Origin of the sequence: Corallococcus llansteffanensis (genome assembly GCF_003612055.1) — a bacterium.
Lineage (GTDB): Bacteria > Myxococcota > Myxococcia > Myxococcales > Myxococcaceae > Corallococcus > Corallococcus llansteffanensis.
This window is the reverse complement of record NZ_RAWB01000049.1, coordinates 1-15,517: the sequence shown is the minus strand read 5'-3', so window position 1 is coordinate 15,517 and position 15,517 is coordinate 1. Positions and strand designations below refer to the sequence as shown.

Below are 15,517 nucleotides of genomic sequence, written 5' to 3'. Positions count from 1 at the left end.
TCGCGCCCCTCCTACAGGCGTTCGTAGACGCGGACGTAGTCCACGTACACGCGGTGCGGGAACAGGGTCAGGTCCACGCCCTGCGCGCCGCCCCAGGAGCCGCCGATGGCCAGGTTCAGCAGGAGGTAGTGGGCCTTGTTGAAGGGCCACTTCGCGCTCGTGCCTTCGTTGAAGAAGGTGAAGTACTTCACCGAGTCCACGAAGAAGTCGATGCGGTCCGGGAACCACTCGATGGCGTACAGGTGGTAGTCGAGCCAGGGCGACGACGCCGGGGTGGTGCCGCCGCGGGGACCGGCCGCGGAGCCGTGGTAGTAGAACGGCGTGTGCACGGTGCCGTGGATCGTGGTGGGGTTGAATCCCACGTACTCCATGATGTCGATCTCACCGCACGCGGGCCATCCGACCTGATCGATGTCCGTCCCCAGCATCCAGACCGCAGGCCAGGTGCCCTTGCCCGTGGGCAGCTTCGCCCGCGCCTCGATGCGGCCGTAGAGGAAGCTCTTCTTGCCCTTGGTGATGAGGCTGGCGGAGGTGATGTCGTGCCCGTTCCAGCCATCCCGACGCGCCTCGAGGATGAGCTGTCCATTCTCCCGCCGCGCGTTCTCCAACCGGCCCTGCGTGTAGTACTGGGACTCGCCGTTGCGCACGTAGCCGACCTCGTAGCCCCAGCGGGTGGAGTCCGGCAGGCCCGAGCCATCGAACTCGTCCTGCCAGACCAGCCGCCAGGTGTTGGCTGGGGGCGCCTTCAGTTCGATCAGGAGCGGCGCCTCCTCGTGCCACGCCCCGGCGGAGTCCAGCCAACTGGAGAAGACGCGCCAGGTGCCGTAGGCATCGGTGGACGTGAAAGTCCGGCCGGCGCTCAGGGTGACCGTCTGACCGGGAGCCACCGTCTTCGCACCCGTGCCGGGAGACAGATCCGCGCCGCCGCCCGTAGGCGTCCGCATGGCGACGACCACGGTGCTCACGGTGATGTTTTGCGTCGTCGAGTTCTTGTACGTGACGGTCGCTTCCAGGCGTTCGCCACGGAGGAAGGACGTCTTGTTAAGAGCCAGCGGCGTACTCATGGTGAGACCTGTGAGCGCCTGCTCCTGCTGAGCCGGAACCTGCGCTTCTGGATCTGCGCCGCAGCCAGCGAGCCACAACGTGGCGAGTACGGCGATGCACTTCAGCTTCATGGTGTGACTCCTGAGGGGGAGAGGGAGGCACTGCGCTCCGCTCTCGGGGATTCTCAGTCTACACACCGGAATACGTGTTTAGCCCGTAAAAAACACCTCGACCACTCGTAAGCTTCGCCCATGAATCAAAAGCAAACATCTCCACACCACAGTGGATGGCGATGCTAGAAATGACTGACATGAGCAACCAAGGAAACCACTTCAAATACCCAGCGGATGTCATGGGCGCATTCCTGAAGCAGGAGGCGAAAGCCTCACTTCCGACAGGAGGACTCCTGGCTCAGTTGCACGACAAGGTTCTACGTGAACCGCACCCGACCCCACCCATGCCGGTATTCGTCCGGTTGATCGAGACGATGTTCTTCGCGTCCATGGCGACGGAAGAGGGACACCTGAACCCCCTGGGCATTGTGTTCACTGAGGTGCTCGGCGTGTTTCAGGAGAAGCGACCTGCATGGGATTTCGTGAGCATCACCCCCGCGGTGCCCTTCGAGGTGGGTTCGCTCGCCAAGCTCGCATCCCTGTGCGAGTTCCCCCGGACCTTCCTCGTGGTGACGACACGTTCAGAAGCACTCGTTGTCGTCGGCCTCGCCACTCCGCACAGCCGGCAGTTTCTTGATGTCGACCCCCTCATTCGTGTGCTCGTGCCGAAGCCAGGGGTTGTTGCCGTCTGCCGTGGGGAGAGGGAGATCATCCGCTACGAGCGGGGCACCCTCAGGGGCATCCCGCCTCCCCCCATCCGAGGGAAACACCGGCCCCAGCTCGACTCCATCGAGAAGGTCGTACTGGAGGAATTCGCCGAGCCTCCCCTCCTCGACGCGCGGAACTTCTTCCTGCGCATCGTGCTGGGCATGGTCAGGCTGGGACATGGCGGACTCCTCGCCATTCTCGCGCCCGGCGAGGATCCGGTGCGATTCATCGAGCAGGCCAAACGCCTTGACCCACCCCTCGCGTTGGGGCCTGCGATCAGCGGCAGCCTTGAGGCGCAGTTGATCGCGCATGATTCCGACCAACACCGCTTCAGCATTGAGGGAAACCAGATCAAGGAGCGCCCCGCGCCCCCCGACGAGCTGGAGGACTATCGGCAGGTTCTGGAGGCCAACCAGCGGGTGGAGCGGCTTATCGCGCAGATCGCCCGGCTCACCTCCGTGGATGGAGCAGTCATCCTGAGCCATGATCTCCACGTCCTGGCCTTCGGGGCGAAGCTCACGGCCCAGAACCCCTCACCGCCCCAGGTCTACGCAGTGACCTCGGAGCTGGAGATGAACGAGCTCTGGCCCCTGCAATCACATGGGACGCGTCACCGGGCCGCTGCGGCCTTCGCGGCGGAGCTCCCGGAGCGACTCGCCATCATCGTCTCCCAGGACGGTGATGCCGCGACCCTCCAGCAGCTTGACGGCAAGGTCGTCTACTGGCCGCTGGGGACGCCTGTCTCGGACCCGATGCCCTGAAACGACAAGAGCCCCCGAGTCTTTCGACTCGGAGGCTCTTTTTCGGAGTGCCCAGGGCGGGACTCGAACCCGCACGCCTCACGGCGCCACCACCTCAAGATGGTGTGTCTACCAATTCCACCACCTGGGCCTGCTCGCGGGGCTCATCTATCGAACCCCGCTGACTCGCGCAACGACTAAATCACCGTCGCGCGAGCCGGATACGGACTGACAACTACGGCGCGGGCGTCGTCGGCGCGGGGGCCGGCTGGCCCTCGGCCGGCGGGGTCGCCGTGCGCTCCTGCTCGACACTGCCCGGAACCGCGGGCGCGGGCGTCGTCGCCGGAGCCGCACCCGTCGTGGGTGCCGCACCCGGCGTCGCGGGGGCCGTGGCCGCCGGAGGAGGCGTCGCGACCGAGCCCCCCGCCGCCACGGAACCGCGCAGGCCCACGAACGACAGGCCCAGCGACGTCAGGAAGAACAAGCCGGCGCAGATGCCCGTCAGCTTGCTCAGGAAGGTCACCGCTCCGCGCCCACCGAAGGCACTCGTCGCGGCGCCGCCACCCAGGGCGGAACCCATGCCGGCGTCCTTCCCCGGCTGTAGCAAGATGACGAAGATCATGAACACGCAGAGTAGAACGTGCACGATCGTGAAGAAGGTCAGCATGGGGCTTCCAGACGCTCCGTGGAAAGAGGGCGCACCCTACACAAAGTGGTCAACGGGTGACAACTTCCAACTGGGATAACTTCCTCTAGCCCGCCGCCTTCACGATGGCCACGAAGTCCGCCGCCTTGAGGCTCGCTCCCCCGACGAGCGCCCCGTCCACGTCCGGCTGACCCAGCAATTCCGCCGCGTTGTCCGGCTTCACGCTGCCGCCGTACTGGATGCGCACCCGCCCCGCCGTCCCCTCGTCGTACAGCCGGGTGAGCAGCCCCCGGATGGCCGCATGGACCTCCTGGGCCTGCGCCGTCGTCGCCGTCCGGCCCGTCCCAATCGCCCACACCGGCTCGTAGGCCATCACGAACGTCGCCACGTCCGCGCCCGTGAACCCCTCCAGCGCGCCCCGCACCTGGCGCTCCACCACCGCCAGGGTCTGGTTCGCCTCGCGCTCGGCCAGCGTCTCGCCCACGCAGACGATGGGCGTCATGCCCGCGGCCTTCACGGCCTTCGCCCGCTTGTTCACCGTGGCGTCCGTCTCCCCGAAGAACTGCCGGCGCTCCGAGTGCCCCACGATGACGTAGGCGCACCCCAGCTCCACCAGCATCGGCGCGGAGATCTCCCCGGTGAACGCGCCGGAGGCCTCCCAGTGGCAGTTCTGCGCCGCCAGCTGGATGGGCGCTCCCTCCAGCGCGATGTGCACGGGCTGCAGCGACACGAAGGGAGGTGCGATCACCACCTCCACCTTGTCGCCCAGCGCCGCCACCGCGCCGCGAAGCTCCCGCACCAGCGCGAGCGCTTCGGGCACCGCCTTGTTCATCTTCCAGTTGCCAGCGATGATCTTCCGACGAGCCTGGGCCGCCATGGTGTCTCCCCCGGGGTACCGCGCGTTGTCCTACTTGGTTTCCAGCGCCTTGATGCCGGGCAGCTCCCGGCCCTCCAGGAACTCCAGCGACGCGCCACCGCCCGTGGACACGTGGCTCATCTTGTCCGCGTAGCCCATCTGCTCCACCGCCGCCGCGCTGTCGCCACCGCCGATGACCGTCGTGGCCTGGCTGTTGATGGACATGGCCGCGGCCACCGAGCGCGTGCCTTCCGCGAACTTCGACACCTCGAAGAGGCCCACGGGCCCGTTCCACACCACCGTCTTCGCGTCGCGGATGCGCTGCGTGAACATCGCGCGCGTCTTGGGCCCGATGTCCAGGCCCATCATGTCCGGCGGGATGACCTGGTCGGGCGTCTCCTTCGCCACGCTCTTCTCCGACGGCTCCGTGCCCACGATGTGGTCGATGGGCAGCACCAGCGGCGTCTTCAGCCGCTTCGCCGTGTCCAGCAGCTTCGCGGCGAGGGCCAGCTTGTCGCCCTCCTCCACCCGGCTCTTGCCCACTTCAATGCCCTGCGCCTTGAGGAAGGTGTACGCCATCGCGCCGCCCACGAGCAGCGCGTCCACCTTGGGGAGCAGGCTCTCGATGACCTTGATCTTGTCGCTCACCTTGGAGCCGCCCAGGATGGCCACGAAGGGCTTCTCCGGGTTCTTGAGCACCTTGCCCAGGTACTCGATCTCCTTCTTCATCAGGAAGCCGGCGGCCTTCTCCTTCACGAAGGGCACCATGCCCGCCGTCGACGCGTGCGCGCGGTGCGCGGTGCCAAAAGCGTCGTTGACGTAGACGTCCGCCAGCGCCGCCAGCTCGCGCGAGAAGGCCTCGTCGTTCGCCTCCTCCTCCTTGTGGAAGCGCAGGTTCTCCAGGAGGACGACCTGCCCCTCCTTGAGCTCCTTCACCTGCTTCTTCACGCCGTCGCCCACGCTGTCGTCCGTGAGGATGACCTCGTGCTTGCCGCCGAGCAGCTCCACGAGCTTCGCGGCGACGGGCTCCAGCGACAGCTTGGGGTCCGGGCCCTTGGGCCGACCGAGGTGGGACGCCAGGATGACCTTGCCGCCCATCTCCAGCGCGCGCTTGATGGTCGGCAGCGCTTCGCGGATGCGGGTGTCGTCGGTGATGCGCCGACCGTCCATGGGGACGTTGAAGTCCACGCGGATGAAGACGCGCTTGCCGGTCAACTGCAGGTCATCGATGTAGCGGATCATCTTTTGGTGCCCCTTGCCCTGTACTCGGTCAGCCCAACGGTGCCGGAATGCGTGCCTGCGTCCTTGAGGACTACAGGCCCTTCGACACGAGGTACTTCGCCGTGTCGACCATGCGGTTGGAGAAGCCCCACTCGTTGTCGTACCAGGCCATGACCTTGAGCATGTTGTCGCCCATCACGAAGCAGTTGGTGGAGTCGAAGATGGCCGAGTGCGGGTTGCCGTTGTAGTCCACCGACACCGTCTGCGCGTCGCTGAACTCCAGCACGCCCTTGAGCGGACCGGCGGCGGCCTTGCGGTAGGCCTCGATGACCTGCTCCGCGGTGACCTTCTTGGTGGTGTTCACCGTGAGGTCCACCAGCGACACGTTCGGGGTGGGCACGCGCACGGCCAGGCCGTGCATCTTGCCCTTGAGCGCCGGGATGACTTCGCCAATGGCCTTCGCGGCGCCGGTGCTGGTGGGGATCATGGAGAGCGCGGCGGCGCGGGCACGGCGCATGTCCTCGTGGGTGAGGTCCAGGATGCGCTGGTCGTTGGTGTAGCTGTGCACCGTCGTCATCAGGCCGTGCTCGATGCCGAAGTTGTCCACCAGCACCTTGGCGATGGGCGCCAGGCAGTTGGTGGTGCACGACGCGTTGGACACGATGTGGTGCTTGGACGGGTCGTACTGCTCGTGGTTGATGCCGAACGCGATGGTCATGTCCGGGCCCTTGGCCGGCGCGGAGATGAGCACCTTGCGCGCGCCCGCCTTGAGGTGCTTCTCGGCGCCCTCGCGGCCCGTGAAGCGGCCGGTGCACTCCAGCACCACGTCCACGTTCATCGACTTCCAGGGCAGCGCCGTGGGGTCCTTCTCCGCGGTGACGGCGATCTCCCGGCCATCCACCACGATGCCCTTGTCCGTCGCCTTCACCTCGCCCGGCCACGTGCGGTGCACGGAGTCGTACTTGAAGAGGTGGGCCAGCGCCGACGGCTTGTCGAGGTCGTTGATGGCGACGATCTCGAGGTCTTCCTTGCGGCTGAGCGCGGCGCGCAGGATGCAGCGACCGATGCGACCGAAGCCGTTGATGGCGATCTTGGTGGCCATGATGTCCGTATCTCCTTGAAGTAGGAGTGGGCCCTCACGGCCCACCGTCATGAGTCTCGTAAAGAAGGCGGGCGACCGTAGGCAGGCGCCCCCGCCGAGTCAACGCTTCGCGTGGGCCGCTTTCGAGCGCGAACGCCGGAGCTGAACAATCACCCCGACCAACACCCAGAGCCCGGAGGCCGTTCCCGCTTCCCCCGCCCCGCAGCCGCAGCCGGTGTCCGCCTTGCCGTAATAGACGTCCGGCATCACCTGGACGACCTTCGGCTCCGGCGGCGGGTCCACCGGGGGCGGATCCACGGGCGGATGCGGGTTGCGCTCCCGCACCGCCACGCAGGACGTCAGCGGCCGGGGGCTCACCGGGGGCGTCACGTCCGCGTCGGGCAGGGGCGGCGGCTGGGTGAGCAGCCCCGCCTTCACCAGGAACGCGCCCACCAGCCGCGACCGCGCCTGGTTCGACGCCAGGCCCTCGAAGGGGAAGCCCAGCACCATCACCTGTCCCGCAGGCGTCGTCCCGGAGACGACTCCCGCGCCTAGCGTCGTACCGGCATGGCGCAGCACCTCCGCGCCGCCGCCCGTCGCCGCCAGCACGTCGGTGGCGCCGACGGGGTAGCCCCCGAGCGTCCCGTCATCCAGCGGCGTGGCAGCCAGGTCCGCGAGGAAGCCGCCCGGCGAGCCCTCCACGCGGGAAGCCGGCGCGCCCGGGGCGATGGCCGCGCGCAGGATGTCCGCGACGAACAGCCGGTCCTCCGCGCTGCCCGCGGCGAGCGTGGACACGGTGCGACCGCCCGACAGCAGCAGGTGCCCGCCTCCCGTGACGAACGCGCGCAGGGCGTCCTGCTCCGCCCGCGACGGACCCGCGCCGCCCACGCCTCCGCGCCCGGTGGACCAGTCCACCAGCTTGTAGCCCGTGGGCGTCACGAGCCCCGCCGCCACCGCGGTGCCCGTCGCGCTGTCGAAGGGCAGCGCCGTCTGGGCGAACGCCGCGCCGTGCTGGCGCAGGAAGCTGCCGTCGTTCATGGCCTCCAGGTAGACGCGCAGCGGGGAGTCCAGGTCGTACGGCGTCAGCGTCTCGCCACAGGCCACCGTGGCGTCCAGCCGCTCGTACGCGTTGACGAGCAGCACCGGCGGCGTGCCGCCCACGCGCACGCCCACCGTGGCGGACGGGAACGACTCGCCGCCCGCGTTCACCGCGGCGACGCGGAAGTAGCGCAGCGTGCCCGCGGCCAGCGTGACGGTGGCCTCGGGGTTCTGCACGGCGGTGCCTTCATCCCAGGCCCGTCCATCCGCGCTCTGGTAGAGGCGGTAGCCCGTCGGGGCATCGCGGCCCTCCTCCGACGCGACCAACGGCGGCGCCGTCCACTTCACCTCCACCGCGCCCGGCGCCGCGTTGCGCGCCACGACCGCACCCGGGGCCTCCGGCGGCAGGTTCACCGCCACGCCGTCGCGGGCCGCGAAGTACTTGATGAGGCCCTGCACGATGGCGCGCGCGGCGACGTGGCGCAGACGCGCTTCCTTGAGCTTCGCCGCGTCCGCCGTGTTGTCGTGGTAGGCCATCTCCAGGAGCACGCTGGGCATCTCCGGGTTGTGCGTGGGGTTCACCTCGCCCAGGTTCGCCGAGCGCAGGGTGCGCACCCGCCAGTTCGGATCCACCTCGCGCTTGAGGTCCTTTTCAATCTGCGCGAGCAGCGCCTTCGCCATCACGTCGCTGTCCTTCACGCCGGTGAAGTTGAGCGTGCCGTCCACCGGGTTCGGCCCGTAGACGTACGCCTCCGTGCCCACCACGTTGCCGGACGTGGACGCGTTGGTGTGCCAGGCCACGTAGACGGCGTCCTCGCCCTCCTCGTGCAGCCACGCGGCGAAGCGCGGCCGGGCCGTCACGTCCGCGTTGCGCTCGTTGGAGAGCGCGTTGGCCCCTGATGGCGCGTACACGCTGAAGGGCGCCCCGCTGTACTGCACGTGGTAGCGCGCGCTCTCCTCGAAGCGCGGGCGCTGGAGCGGCCCCTGCGCCGCGTCTCCCAGCAGGCCCCGGCCACCGCCCAGCCGCACCGCGTCCACCGACAGCGTCGCGCCCGTGCCCGCCGCCGAGTCGTTCTGGAGCACCACCGCGCCCGACTCCGGGTGCTGGCCAGCCTTGAAGTAGAAGCGGCCCAGCAGCACCCACGTCCCACCGTGGCGGCGCTGGTTCACCCGGAAGTGGCTCTCCCCTCCCGCGTGCTTCACCACGTAGTGCGCATCCGTCGCGCGCGTGGGGTCGGAGCCGTAGGAGACATAGACCTGGTAGGCCGCGTCCGCCGACACGTTCGGGGTCCACGTGGCGCGCGCGGTGTCGGTGGCCGCCGTGTCCAGCGTGCGTGTGGTGCCCAGCGTGAACGGCTCCACGCCGTTGCCCATGGGCACGGGAGGAGCGCCCCAGCCCTTCTGCTCGGAGGCGTGGAAGCGCCCGAGGTCCCCGTCTTGCGTGTAGCCTGCCTGTCCGTCATCCACGATGGCGAGCAGCGGGTTCAGGTCCGTCTCACGCACCGGTACCACCGTAGCGCCCGCGCCCACGAGCAGGGGCAGCAGTTCCTGGGACACCACCTCCGCGGAGATGAAGTCCTCCACCACGCCAAAGGTGTTGCCCCGCTGCGTCGCCCAGCGCTTCAGCCCGTTGTCGCGGTAGAAGCCGTGCCCGGGGCTCAGGTAGATGACCTTGCCGGACAGCGCGCCCTCGCCCAGGCGCGTCTGCGGCACCCCGGCCGCCTTCACGCCCCCCGCCGGGCCCCGCACCTCGCGCCGCACCACGGGAGGTTCGGAGGCGGACAGCCGGTGCTGCTCGTGGGCTCGCGGGCCCGGCGCTGGGAGATAGTGGACACCGGGGGGCTCCAGGCCCAGGTCATCTCCTTCGAAGCTCGTGGGGGCCCCCTGCGCATGCGCGAGGACACCGGTGCACCACAGGGCCAGCGCGAGCACGCGCGGCCAGGACGACAAGGACGTTCGCATCACGGGGCCGACCTTACCCGTTCACTCAGACGCGGCAATCGAACCCGCGGGTGCTAGCCTGCCGACCCCTTCACTCTCCGATGACCGTTCCTGCACCCTCCCGTCCCCAGTTTCCCTCCCGCCGCAGCAACGGGCTGTTCGCCTCGTTCGGTCACGCGTGGGCGGGGCTCATCCACACCGTCGCCTGGCAGCGCAACATGCGCATCCACCTCATCTCCGGCGTGCTGGTGGGCCTGGTGGGCAGCGGCATCCCGCTGGGGCTCGCGGAGAAGGTGACGCTCATCTTCTGCGTGCTGCTCATCTTCTTCGCGGAGATCCTCAACAGCGCGCTGGAGCAGCTGGTGGATCTGGCCGTGCAACAGTTCGACGAGAAGGCCCGGCTCACCAAGGACGCGGCCGCCGCGGGCGTGCTCGTGCTCGCCGGAGGCACGGTGGTCATCTTCGCCGCCATCCTCGTGAACTACTGGGAGACGGTGCGCACCAACACCGACGCCATCTTCCGGCAGGTCGCGCTGGGCCTGCCCCTGGCCGGGTGCGCCACCATCCTCGTGCTGCCCCAGCCCCGGCCCGCCGCCATTGACGTGCTCGCGTTCCTCGGGGGCTGCGGGCTGCTCGCGATGACGGCGCCCACCTCCGCGAGCCTCGTCTTCACCGCGCTCACCGCCGCGCTGCTCTTCATCGCCGGTGCGGCCGCCCGCGAACGCAGGCGCCACCCCCAGCCCTGAAGACACGGCGCGTCGAAGCCCCTGACGCCCCGGGGGCGACCCGCGACATGCGCGACAGGGGAGCCGGGCGGACAACAAAAAACCGGCGGCCGCCGGTTCGCTTCCTCCACCTTGCGGGCGGGGACCCCGGAACCGGTCCGGAGCCCGCTCACCCGCGAGGGTCTGTCACGCCAGCTTAACGGCCTACGCGCGCTGCTGCCACTCGGGCGCGGACTCCGGTGTTGCCTGGGCGGCAGCCGCCTTGTCACCACCCTCCCGCAGGTCGGTGGTGACCAGCTCCAGCAGTTCCGTCGCGATCCCGATGACCTGGTGCGGCGTGTAGCCGCTTGCACGCAGCTGGGTGAAGAAGGTGCGCGCGAGGATGCGGGTGCTCTTTTGATCGGTGCTCACGGGAATTGCCTCCGGAATCGGCGCCGAACCAGGGGCGCCGCGTCATCACTCGGCTGCTAGGTTCAACCCCCGTGCCAGTCGTTCTCTTCCAAACGAATTCTCCAAGAGTCCCCAGGGGTTGAAGCCCGAAACTGGACGGCACGGGAAGTGGAAGGTGCGAAGGGGGTTACGCACCCGGGGCCTCCCCACCGCCTGGAGACAGGGGGCGGGTGCATCAACGGGTACGCACCTACCCCCTTGCTGGCAGATGAGCGTCTCGTCTTTTCAAGTGCTTGCATTCCCTGGGGGGGCTGGAGCACATACGCGCCCCCACCGAGGAGCTAGAACAAGATGGCGTACCGGGTGAACAACATCGGGCTGTGGCTGGACGAGCCGGAGGAGCTGCTCGGCCAGCGCGCCGCGGAGAAGCTGGGGGTCACCCGGAGTGACCTCGCCTCCGTGCGCGTGGTGCGCTCGGTGCTGGATGCGCGCAAGAAGGGCAGCCCGCGCTACATCTACACGCTGGAGGTGGAGCTGGCCCCGGGCAGGAAGGCGCCGCGCCTGCCGCCGGACGTCAGCGAGGCCCCTCCCCCGCCGGAGGTCCTCCCGCGCGTGAAGGAGCCGGAGAAGCTGCCGCTCATCATCGGCACCGGCCCCGCGGGGCTGTTCTGCGCGCTGGGCCTCTTGGAGCGCGGCGTGCGCAGCATCCTGCTGGAGCGGGGCCGCGAGGTGGTGACGCGCCGCAAGGACGTGGCGAAGCTCATGCGCGACGGGTCGCTCGACCCCGAGAGCAACATGAACTTCGGCGAGGGCGGCGCGGGCGCGTACACCGACGGCAAGCTGTCCACGCGCATCAACCACCCCATGGTGCGCAAGGTGATTGAAGCGTTCGCGCGCTACGGGGCGCCGGACCACATCCTCATCGAGGGCAAGCCGCACATCGGTTCGGACCTGCTGCCCGGCGCGGTGGCGAAGCTGCGCGACGAGCTCATCGCCGGCGGCTGCCAGGTGCACTTCGAGCAGCGCGTGGACGACCTGCTCTACCGCGACGGCCACATCGCGGGCGTGAAGATGGCCGACGGCCGCACGCTGGAGAGCGACCGCGTCATCCTGGCGCCGGGCAACTCCGCGCGCGAGCTGTACGAGCGCTTCGCCGCCGACGGCCGCGTGAGCGTGGAGGCCAAGCCCTTCGCGCTGGGCTTCCGCGCGGAGCACCCGCAGTCCCTCATCAACGGCATCCAGTACGGCGCCGCCGCGAAGCACTCGAAGCTGCCGCCCGCGGACTACAAGCTGGCGGAGAACCTGGACGTGGACGGCGAGGTGCGCGGCGTCTACTCGTTCTGCATGTGCCCCGGCGGCATCGTGGTGCCCACGCCCACGCAGGAAGGCCTGCAGTGCACCAACGGCATGAGCAACTCGCGGCGCAACGCGAAGTTCGCCAACGCGGGCATCGTCGTGTCCGTGTCCGTGGCCGACTTCGAGCGCGAGGGCTTCCGGGGGCCGCTCGCGGGCCTGGAGTTCCAGCGGCACTGGGAGTCCGCGGCGTACAAGCTGGGCGGAGGCCGCTTCTACGCGCCCGCGCAGACCATCCCGGACTACCTGGCCGGCCGCGTGAAGAAGGACCCGGGAGACACCAGCTACCGCCCGGGCCTTGCGCACACGGACCTGAACCAGCTGTTCCCGGAGCGGCTGACGCAGTCGCTCAAGGCGGCGCTGCGCACCTTCGACCGGAAGATGCGCGGCTTCATCAGCGACGAGGGGAAGCTCATCGGCATCGAGAGCCGGACGTCCTCCCCGGTGCGCATCACCCGGGGCAACGACCTGCAGTCGGTGTCCATGCGCGGCCTGTACCCGGCCGGCGAGGGCTGCGGGTACGCGGGCGGCATCGTGTCCTCCGCCATTGATGGACTGCGCATCGCTGAGCAGATTGCCACCGAGCTGACTTGAGGTCCCCTCCCGGTCCGGGCAGGGTGACCGGGGAGGGAAAAACCCATGGCGTACCGCGTGCGCACCCCTGACGGAGAGCTGATGTTCCCCTCGCTGGGCGACATCGAGCGGGCCTACGTGCAGGGGCTCGTGGACCCCGACGACGAGGTCCGCGAGGACGGCGCGGAGAAGTGGCGCAAGGCCTCTTCCCTGCCGGTGCTCGCCCAGGCCCGCAGGCCCCAGGCCCACAAGGACTCGCGCTCCCAGACGCTCACGGTGCTGGGCGCGGTGGCGGTGGGCGTGCTCGCGCTCGTGCTGCTCGTCACCGGCAAGTCGTGGAACGTGCGCATGCTGGGCATCGCGCTGGCCCTGGTGGTCAGCGGAATGCTCACGCGGGTGACATTCAAGGCCTACAAGCGGCCGCCGCCCGTCCTCTAGCGCCGCTCCCTCCCCTGCCCTCCAGGGTGGCGGCGCGGCCCCTGCCGCCAGCAGGCCCCACACAGCGCATCTTTCACGAGGGCGCCCCACGGGGTGCCCCCACCGCGCTGGAGGAGGACGACACCTTGCTCAGCACCTACCTGTCCCGAGAAGCCGCCCGGAAGCTCCGCCATGGCGCACCCTGGCTGCGCCGCGAGGACATCGTCTCCATGGAGGGCGAGCCCGAACCCGGCACGCCCATGCAGCTCAAGGACGAGGATGGGCAGCTCCTGGGCCTGGGAGACGTGGACCTCCAGGCCTCCTATGCCGTGCGCCGCCTGGGCCTGCCGGACGAGGCCGTGGAAGGGCTCATCCCCCGCCACGTCCGCCATGCCTTCGAGCGCCGCGGGCGGCTGGTGGATGATCCTCGCTTCTGCCGCATCGTGAACGATGACGGGGACGGGCTGCCGGGCCTCATCGTGGACCGCTACGATTCGCACTTCGTCGTCCAGACGCTCACGCGCTCCATGGACGCGCGCAAGGAGGAGATCACCCGCACGCTGGTCGAGGTGACGGGGGCGGCGTCCGTGCTCCTGCGCAACGACACGTTCCGGCGCAAGGCGCTGGGGCTGACCGCGGAGCGTCCGCACGTGATGTACGGCACGCCGCCGCGCTGGTGCCGCCTGCTGGAGATGGGGGCGCGCTTCACCGTGGACCTCACCTACGGCAAGGGCACGGGCTACCAGTATGATCAGCGCGAGCTGCGCCGCTTCCTGGGGCGCACCGGCAACGGGGACCGGGTGCTGGACGTGGCCTGCAACGTGGGCGGCCTCTTCGTCCACGCGGGGCGCCACGGGGCGAAGCAGATCCTCGCCTTTGACGGCAACGCGGACTCCGCGGACCTGGCGCGGGAGAACGCGGAGGCGAACGGACTGCTCGGCCGGGTGACGGTGGAACAGGGCGAGCCCCTGGCGGTGCTTCGGGCCCTGAAGGACACGTTCGACCTGGTGCTGCTGGACACCCAGGGCGTGGCGTCCGAGGAGGCCTTCATCGAGCAGGTGCGGCTGGCGCTGCGGCGCACCCGTCACGGCGGGCGCCTGCTGGTGGTCGGCTACCACCCCCCGCTCGGGCTGGGGTCGTTCAACGAAGCGGTGGCCACGGCCTGCGAACAGGAGGCGCGCATCGCCTTCCGGCTGGTGCGGATGGGCCTGCCGCCGGACCACCCGTCGCCGGTCGGCTCCCCGGGGACCGAGTACCTGGAGGCGGTGGCGCTCGAAGTGAGCTGAGCGGGGTGCATGTCTTGGCTCGCCTTGACGGGCCTCCTCGGTGGTAGTGTCCGCGGCCGCGATGACAACCGAAAATGAGTCCCAGGCCGCGACTTCCACCCCGGAGGCTTCCGTCGAGACCGTCCGCAAGGTGTACGCGGTCGATCTGCGCGAGAAGGACCGCGTCAACACCGTCTTCCGCGTCACCAAGAAGGAGAAGGTGAACGCGCGCAGCGGCAAGGTGTTCCTCTCGCTGTCCCTGGCCGACAAGAGCGGCACGGTGGACGCCCGCGTCTTCGACAAGGTGGACGCGCTCGAGCCCACGTTCCAGACCGGTGACTACGTCCTCGTGCAGGGCGGCGTCATCGTCTTCCACGGCCGCACGCAGGTGGTCGTGGAGGCCGTGGAGCGGCTGGACCCGGAGCCGCTCGACCCCAAGGAGTTCGAGCCGCCCCCCGCCCCGCCCGCCGAGGCGAAGCCCGCGAACGAGGCGAAGGAGCCCCGCGAAGCGAAGTCGGGCGAAGCGAAGTCCGGCGAAGCGAAGTCCGGCGACGCGAAGGCTGGCGAAGCGAAGTCCGGCGACGCGAAGGAGCCCCGTGAGCCCAGGGCGGACGGCAAGCCGGAGCCCCGTCACGAGGGCGGCGGTGGCCCGCGCGCGGTGGGGCAGATCCGCGAGCTGATCAACGAGCGCGTCAACGACCCGTACGTGAAGCAGCTCCTGGTGGCGTTCCTGGACGACGCGCAGGTGGCGGCGGGGCTGCCCGTCGCTCCGGCGGCCAAGGGCGTGCACCACGCGTGGCGCGGAGGGCTGGCCGAGCACGTCCTGTCGGTGATGCGCCTGACGCTGCGCGTGTCGGACCACTACCCCATGGCGGACCGCGACCTGCTCCTGGCGGGCGCGTTCCTGCATGACGTGATGAAGGCGGGCGAAGGCTCGTCCGACAAGGGCTTCGAGAACACCGACGAGGGTCGGCTCGTGGGCCACGCGGTGCTGGCCGCGCAGAAGATCCGCGAGAAGACGCTCGCCATCCCCGGCTTCCCGCCGCTCCTGGAGCAGCACCTGACGCACCTGGCGATCTCCCAGCAGGGGCAGGCCGGGGCCGGCACCGCGAAGCCGCCGATGACGCTGGAGGCGCAGATCGTCGACGCGCTCGGTGCGCTCGACGCGCGCATCTCCTCGTGGGTGGAGGCCATGCAGCGCGATCCGAACGACCGCTGGACGGACCACCTGCGCGCCTATGACCGGCCGCTCTGGAAGGGCTCCGTGCCCACCGGCCGCGGGCGTGCCCCGGTGGAGGGCGGCGGCAGCGGCCGTCGAAAGCACCGCGAGGAGAAGCGCAAGGCCCGGGCCGACAAGGGCCCGCAGGCGGCGCAGGCCCCCGCCGGAGCCGAGGGCAGCGCGGCCC

Annotated in this window: 13 protein-coding genes and 1 tRNA gene; 6 read left to right on the top strand and 8 right to left on the bottom strand. The window is 69.6% G+C overall.

What is annotated here, in order from left to right:
* Window positions 1-11 precede the first annotated feature (11 nt).
* Window positions 12-1,175 carry a glycoside hydrolase family 16 protein gene (locus tag D7V93_RS07210; RefSeq protein ID WP_208722943.1) on the bottom strand — a complete coding sequence of 388 codons (1,164 nt, stop codon included), beginning with the start codon at window positions 1,173-1,175 and terminating at the stop codon, window positions 12-14.
* 179 nt (window positions 1,176-1,354) lie between these two features.
* Between D7V93_RS07210 and D7V93_RS07205 the strand changes: the two genes are divergently transcribed.
* Window positions 1,355-2,626 carry a putative sensor domain DACNV-containing protein gene (locus tag D7V93_RS07205; RefSeq protein WP_158623668.1) on the top strand — a complete coding sequence of 424 codons (1,272 nt, stop codon included), beginning with the start codon at window positions 1,355-1,357 and terminating at the stop codon, window positions 2,624-2,626.
* A gap of 48 nt (window positions 2,627-2,674) precedes the next feature.
* Here the strand turns inward: D7V93_RS07205 and D7V93_RS07200 are convergent.
* From D7V93_RS07200 to D7V93_RS07175, 6 genes are all read right to left on the bottom strand, one after another.
* Window positions 2,675-2,756, bottom strand: a tRNA-Leu gene (locus D7V93_RS07200).
* 84 nt (window positions 2,757-2,840) lie between these two features.
* Window positions 2,841-3,272: a preprotein translocase subunit SecG gene (gene secG / locus D7V93_RS07195; RefSeq protein ID WP_120642669.1), complete on the bottom strand. Its 432-nt coding sequence runs from the start codon at window positions 3,270-3,272 to the stop codon at window positions 2,841-2,843.
* An 85-nt stretch (window positions 3,273-3,357) separates the two neighbouring features.
* Complete coding sequence (gene tpiA / locus D7V93_RS07190; protein ID WP_120642668.1) at window positions 3,358-4,128, bottom strand: triose-phosphate isomerase; 771 nt, start codon at window positions 4,126-4,128, stop codon at window positions 3,358-3,360.
* Window positions 4,129-4,158: 30 nt separating this feature from the next.
* On the bottom strand, window positions 4,159-5,349 hold the full coding sequence (locus D7V93_RS07185; protein ID WP_120642667.1) for a phosphoglycerate kinase: 1,191 nt from the start codon (window positions 5,347-5,349) through the stop codon (window positions 4,159-4,161).
* Window positions 5,350-5,419: 70 nt separating this feature from the next.
* Window positions 5,420-6,430, bottom strand: coding sequence for a type I glyceraldehyde-3-phosphate dehydrogenase (gap, locus tag D7V93_RS07180; protein WP_120642666.1), 1,011 nt, complete (start codon window positions 6,428-6,430; stop codon window positions 5,420-5,422).
* A 99-nt stretch (window positions 6,431-6,529) separates the two neighbouring features.
* Window positions 6,530-9,409 carry a golvesin C-terminal-like domain-containing protein gene (locus D7V93_RS07175; protein WP_120642665.1) on the bottom strand — a complete coding sequence of 960 codons (2,880 nt, stop codon included), beginning with the start codon at window positions 9,407-9,409 and terminating at the stop codon, window positions 6,530-6,532.
* A gap of 80 nt (window positions 9,410-9,489) precedes the next feature.
* On the opposite strand from D7V93_RS07175, the gene D7V93_RS07170 reads away from it, so the two are divergent.
* A complete protein-coding gene (locus D7V93_RS07170) occupies window positions 9,490-10,134 on the top strand; it encodes a diacylglycerol kinase family protein (protein ID WP_120642664.1) in 645 nt (214 codons plus the stop codon).
* 183 nt (window positions 10,135-10,317) lie between these two features.
* On the opposite strand, the gene D7V93_RS07165 is transcribed toward D7V93_RS07170, so the two are convergent.
* Window positions 10,318-10,524, bottom strand: a complete 207-nt coding sequence (locus tag D7V93_RS07165; RefSeq protein WP_208722942.1) for a hypothetical protein — start codon at window positions 10,522-10,524, stop codon at window positions 10,318-10,320.
* 330 nt (window positions 10,525-10,854) lie between these two features.
* Between D7V93_RS07165 and D7V93_RS07160 the strand changes: the two genes are divergently transcribed.
* The 4 genes from D7V93_RS07160 to D7V93_RS07145 all read left to right on the top strand — a co-directional run.
* On the top strand, window positions 10,855-12,450 hold the full coding sequence (locus D7V93_RS07160; RefSeq protein ID WP_120642662.1) for an NAD(P)/FAD-dependent oxidoreductase: 1,596 nt from the start codon (window positions 10,855-10,857) through the stop codon (window positions 12,448-12,450).
* Window positions 12,451-12,495: 45 nt separating this feature from the next.
* Window positions 12,496-12,867 (top strand): hypothetical protein, encoded by a 372-nt coding sequence (locus tag D7V93_RS07155; protein WP_120642661.1) that lies wholly within the window; start codon window positions 12,496-12,498, stop codon window positions 12,865-12,867.
* Window positions 12,868-12,992: 125 nt separating this feature from the next.
* Window positions 12,993-14,132: a class I SAM-dependent rRNA methyltransferase gene (locus D7V93_RS07150; RefSeq protein WP_120642660.1), complete on the top strand. Its 1,140-nt coding sequence runs from the start codon at window positions 12,993-12,995 to the stop codon at window positions 14,130-14,132.
* Window positions 14,133-14,193: 61 nt separating this feature from the next.
* A partial coding sequence (locus D7V93_RS07145; RefSeq protein WP_120642659.1) for a 3'-5' exoribonuclease YhaM family protein occupies window positions 14,194-15,517 on the top strand: 1,324 nt, incomplete at its 3' end.